Here is an 11,403-nt window from a genome sequence, read left to right as displayed (position 1 = left end):
GTAAAAAAGTATTATATACTAACGAAGTCGGTTGCGGGAAACAACAGAAATCAAGAGCAAACGACACAAATGAATATGGCCAGTTGGTCAAGGGGTTAAGACGCCGCCCTCTCACGGCGGAAACACGGGTTCGATTCCCGTACTGGCTATCAACTGAAAGCAGTTAGGATTTTTATTCTGACTGCTTTTTTGTGATTGTTCTACTTCACTTTTTCCTGTTATTGCTTTCAAACTTTGCTCTGAACATTGCATATAAAAATTTCGTTCTTCCTGTTTATCTGTTTTCTGTATTTTCACATATATTATTTTGCATTTCTTTCTCTTCTGTTTTATAATTTCCCCTGAAAATACTTAAGATAAGGGGTGACTTCTCATGCATCACAAACATTCTTTTCGCAGAAAGCTGCAGACATTTTTTCTTTCTCTGCTGCTTGTTCTGCTAACAGTCGCAGGAGTTCCCTCTGCTGCTTACACAGCCGAGGCTGCTTCTGCTGACACAACAATGGCTGTACACTTTCTGGATGTAGGGCAGGGGCTTTCGATCCTGGTCCAGTCACAGGGGCAGAATCTCCTGTATGACGGCGGTGACCGAGGACATTCCAGTTTCGTGGTTTCCTATCTGCAGAAACAGAATATTTCCATCATTGACTATATGATCTCCTCCCATTATGACGAGGACCATGTGGCTGGTCTTGTAGGATGCCTGGACAGCTTTTCCGTAAAAAATGTGATCGGTGCAGATTATGTACAGGATACAAAGATCTATCAATCTTTTGAAAACAGTGTTGCCGCTCAGGGATTAACTGTGCAGCATCCGGAGCCCGGAACGGATTTTACTTTCGGAGGCGGAAAATTTACGGTGCTTTCTCCTCAATCGATCAGCAGCAACGATAACGACAATTCTGTTGCGATCCGGCTGGAAAACGGAAATAACCATTTTCTTTTTACTGGGGATGCAGAATCTGCCGGGGAGGAAGCGATCTGTGATCTGGGACTTGATCTTTCCTGCGATGTGATCGTTCCGGGACATCACGGTTCTGCCACTGCCACCACCTGGGATCTGCTTCAGAAGACTGTTCCGGAATATGCAGTGATCAGCTGCGGCGCCGGCAATTCCTACGGACATCCTCATAAGGATACCATGGATAAGCTTGCGGATATGGGAATACAGGTATTTCGTACTGATGAGCAGGGTACGGTGATCGCAGTCAGCGACGGAAACAATATCCAGTGGAACCAGAGTCCCTGTAATGATTATTCTGCTGGAGATGAATCGGATACCGGCACACAGCCTTCCTCCGTTTATAAGGATTCCGGTGCGTCCGGCTATGGATCTTCTGATTCGGCTGCTGCAGATCCTCAGACCGGAGTGCAGGCCGATCCGGAGCCAGTGGGTGATATGGTCTGGATCTCCGCTACCGGAAGCAAGTACCACCGGATCCCTAACTGTGGAAATATGAATCCGGATAATGCCACAGAGATGACACGCTCCCAGGCTGAAGCTGCAGGGTATAAAGCCTGCAAGAAGTGTTATTAGAAACGCCCGCATGCTGTCAGGTTTTCTGAATATCATGCAGTATTGACGTAATATGGATAATCTTTGAGAACATTATTTAAGGACAGCTGTATCATAAATTGATATGACAGGCTGTCCTTTTCTTTTACTATTTTATAATATCCTCCGCCGGTTCAGCCGGTACGAAAACTCTCTTCTTTTCTTTTTTCTCCTTTTTTGCTGCCTTTGCCCGCTCGGTAGCCTCCCTGCAAAATTCCATCTGGGAATTTATCAGCGTTTTGCCACGTTTGTCCTGCTTCTCATACAAACCGGAGGGCTGCAGGATATGTGCTTTTACATTGTCACGGAATTCCAGATCCAACACATGCATGATCTCTTCCTTGATCCGCTCATCTTCCACAGGAAAAACAATCTCCACACGACGGTCAAGGTTACGTGGCATCCAGTCCGCACTTCCCATATAGATTTCATCGGAACCGCCATTGCGGAAATAGAAAATACGGCTGTGCTCCAGGAAATTACCGACGATCGAACGCACGTGGATATTTTCGCTGATACCCGGAATGCCCACCTTCAGGCAGCAGATGCCGCGGATCAGAAGATCGATCCTGACACCACAGGAAGAAGCATAATACAGCGCTGCAATGATCTCAGGGTCACACAGAGAATTCATCTTTGCCGCAATGTGAGCCTCTTCTCCCTTTTTCGCATGCTCCGCTTCTCTTTCGATCATTTTTACAAAACGGTCCTTCATCCAGATCGGTGCAACGATCAGGCGATTCCAGCGCTTCGGCTCGGAATATCCGGAAAGCATGTTGAACACAGCAGTTGCATCCTCTCCAAACCGTTCGTCACAGGTAAATATACCACAGTCTGTATAAAGCTTGGCTGTGGAATCGTTATAGTTTCCGGTTGCCAGATGCACATATCTGCGGATCCCGTTTTCTTCTCTTCTCACAACAAGAGTGATCTTACTGTGTGTTTTCAGGCCCACCAGACCATAGATTACATGACAGCCTGCCTTTTCCAGCATTTTTGCCCAGACGATATTGTTTTCCTCATCAAAACGCGCTTTCAGCTCTACAAGAACAGAAACCTGCTTGCCGTTTTCTGCGGCTTGAGCAAGTGCCGCGATGATGGGTGAATTGCCGCTGACGCGATACAGGGTCTGCTTGATTGCCAGTACATCCGGGTCCTTTGCCGCCTGACGCACGAAATTCACCACCGGATCAAAGCTCATATACGGATGATGCAGGAACACATCACCCTCCCTGATCACCTGAAAAATATCTTTATCATTCTGAAATGCAGGCACTGCTGCCGGTTTGTATTTCGGTTCCTTGAACTGATCGTATCCGTCAATACCATAAACCTTCATCAGCATGGTCAGATCCAGCGGTCCGTTGATAAAAAAGATATCATCTCCATGAACCTGAAACTCCATTTTCAGAATATCCAGAAGCCGCGGATCCATCTTATCTTCCACTTCCAGGCGGATCACCTCTCCCCACTGGCGTTTTTTCAGCTGTTTCTGGATCTCAACCAGAAGATCCTCTGCCTCATCCTCGTCAATAGGAAGATCCGCATTACGCATGATCCTGTACGGATGGGCACAGATCACATCATAGCTTAAGAACAGCTTGTCGATGTTGCGCTCAATGATCTGTTCCAGAAGTGTTACGGTTGTATGGTCTTTTTTCTCAGATGGAATGACCACTACTCTCGGAAGTACAGAAGGCACCTGTACAGTGGCAAAATCAATCTCTTCTTTTCCTTTTTTGGTATCTTTTTTGGAAAGAAGCGCTCCGATATTCAACGTTTTATTACGGATCAGAGGAAACGGTCTGGAAGAATCCATTGCCATTGGTGTCAGGACCGGATATACATTATCTTCAAAATACTGATCCACAAATTCTTTCTGCTTCTCGGAAAATGCCTCGTGCTCAAAGATCACATGAAGTCCTGCTTTTTCAAGTGCAGGGACCAGAGACCGGTTTAATGTACTGTACTGTACGTGAACAAGATCATGTGTCTGCCGGCTGATGGCTTTCAGCTGTTCCTTGGCTGTCATTCCTGCAATATCTGTTTTTTTGTACCCTGCATGAACCTGATCCTTCAGGGATGCAACACGGACCATATAAAATTCATCCAGATTGGATGAGGTGATACTCAAAAATTTCAGTCTCTCAAACAGAGGTAGATTTTTGTCTCTGGCTTCACTGAGCACACGATCATCAAATTTGATCCAGCTCAGCTCTCTGTTTACAAAATATTCCGGTTTGTCAAATTCCTTAAATTTCATACAAAAACCTCCTCCGTTATCTTCTTCCCTTCCGTCTCATTACAAGCCGGATTCCAAACACCTCTTCAAAAAATTCCTTTTTATCTTTCAGAAGCCCCAGCTCCAGAGAAACATCCCTTGCGGAATCCACCACCAGGTAAAGAATCCTGTCTTTTAAGGTTACATTAAGCGCTTTTACCTTCTGGTAATGGCTTCTGTCCATAGCATTGGCCAGGCGGAGAATCGCGGTCAGCTTCGCAGTTAGGAGATAATTTTCCCTGCTCATGGATGTTTCACGGTTGATCTCTTTGTAGCAGCCGAATTCTCTGGTATTGTACCTCACCGCACTAGCGATCACCTGCCGCTCCTCTGTGGAAAGACCTATGATCTCCGTAGCCATGATGATCCGGTAAGAGCATTCTGCCACCTCACTCATACTGATATATTTTCCGCAGTCATGAAGAAGAACTGCGATCTGCAGAAGAAGCCGTTCACGTTTTCCCATGCCGTGGATCTTCCTTGTACTGTCAAAAATATCCAGTGCCACATCGGTAGTTCCTGCAATGTGGTTCTTTCCGCTGGAATACCTTTTGGCAATGTTCCTGGATGCCACCAGAATATCATTTTCAAAATTGTGTACACTTTTCAGATATTTGTTTTTTTCCGCATGGTCATAGGCAATCCCGTCCAGAAGAGAAACACCCGGGATCCAGAGTGCTTCTGCCTGAAAGATTTCTATAAAATTTCGGATGATAACCATGTTCGGCACGATCAGAGACGCATATTCCGGTTCCAACTCCATGGATTCGGCAAGGTCATGATCGGACATGTTTACAATGGTCTCGTATTTCTTCAGGAATTCATCCTTTGTGATGATATTCTCTCCGGATCTGTCCTGAAAGATCGTATCTGTGAGAAAATCTCCCATCAGGATCAGATTGGAGATTTCCTTGTCCTTAAGATAAAGACGTTGAAAGCTTATCAGATCATTTCGGATAAATTCCTCTATCAGCCGGTCATAATGTGGAGTTGTTTTCTCCAGTTCTTTCAGACGTTCGCGGATACGAAGACTTCCCATACGGATACTCTGGGTCAGCACCAGAGCATCTTTATCAAAGAGAGAAATCTGCAGATTTCCTCCTCCGATATCCAGGATCGCCGTACCCTTCTGAATAGCCTTTTTGAAGCCGGATTCAATGGCAGCAATGGATTTATATCCCAGAAAATGCTGTTCCGCATTACTCAGGATCTCTACCCGGATACCAGTTCTCTGATAGATCTGCTCCAGGATGATCACCGGATTTTCCAGCTCACGGAGAGAGCTTGTTGCACACGCACGCCAGCTTTCTACCCCAAATTCAGCCATCATGCGTTTAAAATCATTAAGGATCTCGCAGAGCTCATCCACAGTCTCCATCTCAAGCCGTCCTGCAGCATAAGTTCCACGGCCCAGTTCCAGCTGGTAACGGACATCATTGATCTCCCGGAAGCCGATCCGCTTTGACATTTCAAAGATCTTCATACTGACTTCATAGGAGCCTATATCAATTGCCGCAAAGGTTGTCACCGCCATAGTTTTCATCCTTTCCCCCAATACACAGGTAAACTATTTCTTTTTTTCTTCCTCTGTTCCCACAATGTAATCAATAAACTGCTGCGCTGCACGTCCGGTCAGTCCGCCGTGAGAAATCTCCCACTGGTTGGCTTTCAGAAGCAGTTCCTCCTCCGGCATGGTAACTCCATAACGGGCTGCCAGTGTGCGGACGATCTCCTGGAACTGTTTTTTGTCCGGTTTGCCAAAGTAGATACGGACGCCAAAACGATATACCAGGGAAAGCTTCTCCTGCACGGTGTCGGAGGAATGCAGATCATTGTCATCTGCGATCTCCAGCTTGTCTGTGGCACGCTCACGGACAAGATTACGCCGGTTGCTTGTGGCATAGATCAGGACATTGTCCGGTTTTTTCTCAAGACCGCCCTCGATCACGGCTTTCAGGTATTTATATTCGATCTCAAATTCCTCAAAGGAAAGATCATCCATATAAATGATAAAACGATAGTTACGGTTTTTGATCTGGGCGATGACTTCATTAAGATCCTGGAACTGATGCTTATAGGCCTCAATGATACGAAGTCCCTGATCATAATACTGATTCAGGATTCCCTTGATACTGGAAGATTTACCGGTTCCCGCATCACCAAAGAGCAGACAGTTGTTCGCCTTTCTCCCCTGTACAAATGCCTCTGTATTATCAATGAGCTTTTTCTTGGCGATCTCATATCCTACCAGATCATCGATCTTCACATGTGCGATCCTTGTGATAGGCTGGATCTCCACCTTTCCCTCCTCATCGTGACCGATACGGAATGCCTTATGGAGACCAAGCTTGCCAACACCGAAATCTTTATAGAAGGATACCATATCATCCATAAATTCTTCGGTTGTGGTGGCTGCTGCCAGGGTTTTGCTCATCTGACAGATACGGTCACGGATCCTGGTATTAAAGAGCTTGCTGTTCTCATCCGGTGTCTGGTAATCACAGATCACCCTGCAGCATACAGTTCCGAACACTTTATCAAAGACCGTGATGTCAAAATCATACAATTCCTTGAAAATCTGGAAATCATTTTTTGCCAGGTCGTTAATGCTGCCCTTGATCGCTCCTCGTATCTCGCTTGCCATACTGAAAGCATTCTCATGATTTACCAAAAGGAAGGTAAGATATGTATGCCAGATATTTCCGGAAAAACCGTACATTCCTGCCAGCTCCACCAGCCCGTTGACACTTTTGAAAAACTGGTCTTCTCTTGCCTTGAGTGCTTCTTCATCTGCTTCATAAAGATTAATAAGTTCTGTCATATCGTCCAGTATCTCACCGTTTGAAAATCCACGGTAAAGGATACATTCCTGAATTCTTGCCAACATAATAATTTAACTCCTCTGTATCTTAATAGTTTCCAAGAACACGGAGAACATTCGCCTCCGCCTCGATTCCTCTTAACGCATTCTCCACAGCGCTTTCGCCAAGTTTCCCTGTGAAATCCACGAAAAAACGGTATTCCCAGGATTTTCCCGGAATCGGACGGGATTCAATTTTGGTCATGTTCAGTCCGTTGTAGATAATATGGGAAAGCATGTTGTAAAGAGTTCCGCTTTCATGAGGCAGCTCAAAACAGATGCTGATCTTCCCGGCCTTTTCCTCGTATTCCGGTTTCCTGCTTACAATAATAAAACGTGTAGAGTTTGCTTTTTCTCTGCAGATATTTTCTGCAAGGACCTTCAGACCGAATACCTCACCAGCCTCACGGCTTGCGATAGCTGCCACGCCTTTGTCCCCCACCTCACTGACCTTTTTGGCCGCGCCTGCGGTGTTTTCCACTTCCTTCTTTTTCCAGGAAGGGTTTTCCTCCAGAAATGCCTTGCACTGGGCAAGCCCCTGAGGATGAGAGCAGACTTCCCTGATATCCCCTATCTGTGCATCCGGCATGCCCAGAAGCACATGATCCACACGGATGATCTGCTCGCCTACGATATACAGCTTGTACTCCATAAGAAGGTCATAGATATCAGCCACGATACCTGCAGTAGAATTCTCAATAGGAAGTACCGCATAATCGGCCTTGCCATGGGTTACATCCTCCATAGCTGTCCTCCATGTTTTTACATGGTAGCTTTCGATATTTTTCCCAAAGTACTGCCGCATAGCCGCATAGCTGTAGGCTCCCTCTACACCCTGGAACACAACCGTTGCGTTTTCAAGGGGAACATGCTTCACAGTTGTGAAATTGCGCTCTCCGTAAATCCCATGCTCTGTCAACAGCTGGTACTGTCTCTTACGGCTGATGGCCATGATCTGACGAAAAAGCTCCTGCACGCCGAGGCTGTTAAAGTCCCCGTGGGCCTTGTTTTTCAGCGTATGGATCTTCTGGCTCTCACGTGCCGGATCCAGTACCTGCTTACCGGTTTTTATTTTATATTCAGCGACTTCCTCACTCACCTTCATTCGTTTTTCAAAGAGACGTACGATCTCACTGTCGATCTCATCGATCTCGTCTCTGTATCTTTCCAAATCCGTCATTGGTTTCCTCCGTTATGTTTCCTGATAATTTCTGTAAGATCCCCCAGGAACGCCAGGGAACCAAAAGCAATGATCACATCCTCTTTTCCTGCCAGCTGATAGGCCTCTGCCACTGCGGCTTCGATGTTGTCAAAGGGCCTTACATCAGAATGAAATTCCCGCACCGCATCTGCCAGCTCCTGCGGGGTCAGAGCCCTGGGGTTATCCGGTGCCGCAATCGTCAGGATGGTATCTGCGTATTTTTCTGTTTTCTGGATGACCTTGCGGTAATCCTTGTCACGGAACATTCCCATGATGTAAATGATCCTTTTCCCCTTAAAATACCGTTCAATGGATGCAGCCAGCATGTCTGCCGCTGCAGGGTTATGAGCTCCATCAACCACAAAATCCGGTTCTGTCCCGAGAAGTGCAAATCTTCCCGGCCAGGTGGTACGTTTCAATCCATCCTGTCTCTGGACCAGTGTTGTGGGATATCCCTGTTCATTCAGGATTTCCAGTGCCCGGAGCGCTGCCACCGCATTTTCCTTCTGATAGGCACCTGCCAGGGATATTGTATATTTTTCTCCTTTATAAAGAAAGGTCTGGCCGGTTATGGATGCTTCCAGTACCTCTGCGCTGTCCTGGTCTGCTGCCTCGTATGGCACATTCTGTTCTGCGCATATTCTTCGTATGACCGCCTCTGCCTCCGGCTGCTGCTTTACAGTTACCATATGACTGTTCGGTTTAATGATGCCGGCCTTTTTTTCTGCTATCTCGCCTAGGGTATTTCCAAGAAATGCCGTATGATCCATACTGATGGATACCAGAATGGAAAGAACTGTAGTACTTATAATGTTGGTGGCATCCAGATCACCGCCCATACCAACTTCCATTAATACCAGATCGCATTTCTCATCCCGAAAATAAAGAAATGCGGCTGCAGTTTCAATTTCAAATACTGACGGATGCGGTTTTCCCTCTTTTACGATCTCATCGATCACCTCCGCGATCCTTGTCACATATGCTGCAAATTTCTCTCTGCTGACAGGTTCTCCGTTAACCTCCATCCTCTCTCTGTAGGAATAGACCGCCGGGGAAATATATCTTCCGACCCGGTAACCTGCACCTGATAAAGCGGAATACAGATATGCGATCACAGAACCCTTTCCGTTAGTTCCCGCTACATGAACATACTTCAGTTCATCCTGGGGATCTCCAAGCCGCCTCATCAGTTCTCTCATATTTTCCAGTCCCAGAACAATTCCCTTTTTCAATTCCGCAGCTCTGATGTAGGCACGACTTTCTTCATAATTCATCGTCTGTTTTCTCCTTCCGCATGTGTTGATGATCCATTACTGCTTTTTCACTTTGCAGTAATAATTTTGTTCATTATAACCCACGTGTATATTTTTTTCAAGGCAGGGAAGGCTATTAAAGACGCTTTTCCACGTTAAATATATTTAAAGTCCAGGCGGATATTCGCAGCCCCGCAGGGGACTTTCTTAATTCAGTTAAACTGACATTTTTCCGGAAAGCGCAGGATTTCTGCTGATGAGAAGGAGCTTTAAAATGCAAAAGAAGGATTTTTTTCTATGTGGTTTTACAGGCTGGTGTCTGGAGATCTTATGGACAGGACTGCACTCTCTTGTCACCGGACATTTTACTATGATGGGCAAAACCTCTCTTCTGATGTTCCCTGTTTACGGACTTGCAGCACTGATCCGTCCGGCTTACTACAAGCTTGCCCGCTTTCCGGTTATGGTACGGGGGATCATTTACAGCTGCGGGATTTTTTTCGTGGAATTTTTAAGCGGATCTTTTTTTCAGAAGCTTCACATCTGTCCCTGGGATTATTCTCATGTTCCGCTTCAGTATAAAGGAGTGATCCGGCTGGACTATGCTCCTCTGTGGTTTTTTACCGGTCTCTTTTTCGAATGGCTTCTTCGACAAAATCCTCGGAAAGTCTCTTGAAAATCTCACAGTTATATTATATGATAACTGGAAGGAATCTTATTTCCAGTAAATAATTGGAGGTACAACATGAGACATTTAATGAGTCCATTGGATTTCTCGGTTGAAGAGCTTGATAAGCTTCTGAATCTCGCCGACGACATCGGGAAAAATCCAAAAAAGTATGCGCATACCTGTGATGATAAAAGGCTTGCGACATTGTTTTACGAACCAAGTACACGTACACGTTTAAGTTTCGAAGCAGCCATGATGAATCTTGGAGGAAAGGTTCTCGGTTTTTCTTCTGCTGATTCCAGCTCCGCATCCAAAGGCGAAAGCGTTGCCGATACTATTCGCGTTGTTTCCTGTTATGCAGATATCTGTGCTATGCGTCATCCGAAAGAGGGTGCTCCGCTTGTAGCTTCTATGTCATCCAATATTCCGGTGATCAATGCCGGTGATGGCGGCCACCAGCATCCTACCCAGACATTAACCGATCTTTTAACTATCCGCTCCCTGAAGGGCAGACTTGACAATATTACCATCGGCCTCTGCGGTGACCTGAAATTCGGCCGTACCGTTCACTCTCTGATCGAGGCTCTGGTCCGTTATGAAAATGTGAAATTTGTTCTGATTTCTCCGGAGGAGCTTCGTATTCCAAGCTATATCCGTGAGGATGTTCTGAAACGCAACAATGTCGAGTTTGTCGAGGAGGAACGTCTGGAGGATGCACTTCCGGATCTGGATATCCTGTACATGACCCGTGTTCAGAAGGAACGTTTCTTCAACGAAGAGGATTATGTCCGCATGAAAGATTTCTATGTTCTGGACAAACAGAAAATGGAGCTTGCACCGAAGGATATGTATGTCCTCCACCCACTCCCACGTGTTAACGAGATTTCTGTTGAAGTGGATTCTGATCCACGTGCCGCTTATTTCAAACAGGTCCAGTATGGTGTGTATGTCCGTATGGCCCTGATTCTTACATTACTGGAGGTGGAACTGCCATGTTAAACGTAGGTGCTCTTCGTGAGGGTTATGTTCTGGATCATATCAAAGCCGGCAAGGCAATGACGATCTATCATGACCTGAAGCTGGATAAGCTGGACTGTACGGTTGCTATCATCAAAAATGCCCGCAGCCAGAAAATGGGAAAAAAGGATATCATCAAGGTTGAATGCCCCATCGAGGATCTGGATCTGGATATCCTTGGTTTTATCGATCATAATATTACCGTAAATATCATCAAGGACGAAAAGATCGTTGCAAAGAAAGAGCTGAAGCTGCCGAAGCAGGTTGTGAACGTGATCAAATGCAAGAATCCTCGCTGCATTACTTCCATCGAGCAGGGACTGGATCAGATTTTTGTTCTTGCAGATGAAGAGAATGAGGTTTACCGGTGTAAGTATTGCGAGGAGAAATATAGAGGCAAACGGAATAAATAGAGTTCATATGAGCATGATTAACAAACGGACGCGTCCGGTCCCCGCTTCGATATTTGGCTGTTTCGGAGCCTAGTAATACTAAGCCTGCGAAAGACTGCTAAAAACATTTTCCAAAATCATGAACTCGCTCCTGACGTCGCTCAGACAGCATGA

9 protein-coding genes and 1 tRNA gene are annotated in these 11,403 nt (G+C 45.9%); 5 read left to right on the top strand and 5 right to left on the bottom strand.

Annotated features, from left to right (window positions below):
• Positions 1-77 precede the first annotated feature (77 nt).
• Positions 78-149, top strand: a tRNA-Glu gene (locus NE671_RS01940).
• Positions 150-373: 224 nt separating this feature from the next.
• On the top strand, positions 374-1,537 hold the full coding sequence (locus NE671_RS01935; RefSeq protein WP_022426610.1) for a ComEC/Rec2 family competence protein: 1,164 nt from the start codon (positions 374-376) through the stop codon (positions 1,535-1,537).
• Between the two features lie 127 nt (positions 1,538-1,664).
• Here the strand turns inward: NE671_RS01935 and NE671_RS01930 are convergent, their stop codons facing one another.
• From NE671_RS01930 to NE671_RS01910, 5 genes are read right to left on the bottom strand one after another with little or no spacing between them, the layout of a single operon-like run.
• Positions 1,665-3,818 (bottom strand): RNA degradosome polyphosphate kinase, encoded by a 2,154-nt coding sequence (locus tag NE671_RS01930; protein WP_022426609.1) that lies wholly within the window; start codon positions 3,816-3,818, stop codon positions 1,665-1,667.
• Between the two features lie 16 nt (positions 3,819-3,834).
• Positions 3,835-5,370, bottom strand: coding sequence for a Ppx/GppA phosphatase family protein (locus tag NE671_RS01925; RefSeq protein ID WP_022426608.1), 1,536 nt, complete (start codon positions 5,368-5,370; stop codon positions 3,835-3,837).
• A 33-nt stretch (positions 5,371-5,403) separates the two neighbouring features.
• Positions 5,404-6,720 carry an ATP-binding protein gene (locus NE671_RS01920; protein WP_044960616.1) on the bottom strand — a complete coding sequence of 439 codons (1,317 nt, stop codon included), beginning with the start codon at positions 6,718-6,720 and terminating at the stop codon, positions 5,404-5,406.
• Between the two features lie 25 nt (positions 6,721-6,745).
• Positions 6,746-7,876 carry a prephenate dehydratase gene (gene pheA, locus NE671_RS01915; protein ID WP_021650329.1) on the bottom strand — a complete coding sequence of 377 codons (1,131 nt, stop codon included), beginning with the start codon at positions 7,874-7,876 and terminating at the stop codon, positions 6,746-6,748.
• Positions 7,873-9,171, bottom strand: coding sequence for a bifunctional folylpolyglutamate synthase/dihydrofolate synthase (locus tag NE671_RS01910; RefSeq protein WP_022426607.1), 1,299 nt, complete (start codon positions 9,169-9,171; stop codon positions 7,873-7,875). Before NE671_RS01910 ends, pheA begins: the two co-directional genes overlap by 4 nt.
• A gap of 253 nt (positions 9,172-9,424) precedes the next feature.
• Here NE671_RS01910 and NE671_RS01905 point away from each other — a divergent pair, with 253 nt between their 5' ends.
• The 3 genes from NE671_RS01905 (at position 9,425) to NE671_RS01895 (ending at position 11,250) form a co-directional block, all read left to right on the top strand.
• Entirely contained in the window at positions 9,425-9,826 is a 402-nt protein-coding gene (locus NE671_RS01905; RefSeq protein ID WP_022426606.1) for a putative ABC transporter permease, read from the top strand.
• Between the two features lie 69 nt (positions 9,827-9,895).
• Positions 9,896-10,819, top strand: coding sequence for an aspartate carbamoyltransferase (gene pyrB, locus NE671_RS01900; protein WP_022426605.1), 924 nt, complete (start codon positions 9,896-9,898; stop codon positions 10,817-10,819).
• Positions 10,813-11,250, top strand: a complete 438-nt coding sequence (locus NE671_RS01895; RefSeq protein ID WP_015525765.1) for an aspartate carbamoyltransferase regulatory subunit — start codon at positions 10,813-10,815, stop codon at positions 11,248-11,250. The genes pyrB and NE671_RS01895 overlap by 7 nt, the downstream gene beginning before the upstream one ends.
• Positions 11,251-11,403 lie beyond the last annotated feature (153 nt).

This window comes from Blautia sp. DFI.9.10 (genome assembly GCF_024461705.1).
In the GTDB taxonomy this organism is placed as follows: domain Bacteria; phylum Bacillota; class Clostridia; order Lachnospirales; family Lachnospiraceae; genus Blautia_A; species Blautia_A fusiformis.
Note: the sequence above shows the minus strand (reverse complement) of the source record. Positions and strands in the feature narration are given on the sequence as shown.

Coding starts and splice junctions, on each gene's coding strand:
- NE671_RS01935 (WP_022426610.1), top strand. CDS start 374: ATGCATCACAAACATTCTTTTCGCAGAAAGCTGCAGACATTTTTTCTT.
- NE671_RS01925 (WP_022426608.1), bottom strand. CDS start 5,370: ATGGCGGTGACAACCTTTGCGGCAATTGATATAGGCTCCTATGAAGTC.
- NE671_RS01930 (WP_022426609.1), bottom strand. CDS start 3,818: ATGAAATTTAAGGAATTTGACAAACCGGAATATTTTGTAAACAGAGAG.
- NE671_RS01910 (WP_022426607.1), bottom strand. CDS start 9,171: ATGAATTATGAAGAAAGTCGTGCCTACATCAGAGCTGCGGAATTGAAA.
- pyrB (WP_022426605.1), top strand. CDS start 9,896: ATGAGACATTTAATGAGTCCATTGGATTTCTCGGTTGAAGAGCTTGAT.
- NE671_RS01905 (WP_022426606.1), top strand. CDS start 9,425: ATGCAAAAGAAGGATTTTTTTCTATGTGGTTTTACAGGCTGGTGTCTG.
- pheA (WP_021650329.1), bottom strand. CDS start 7,876: ATGACGGATTTGGAAAGATACAGAGACGAGATCGATGAGATCGACAGT.
- NE671_RS01895 (WP_015525765.1), top strand. CDS start 10,813: ATGTTAAACGTAGGTGCTCTTCGTGAGGGTTATGTTCTGGATCATATC.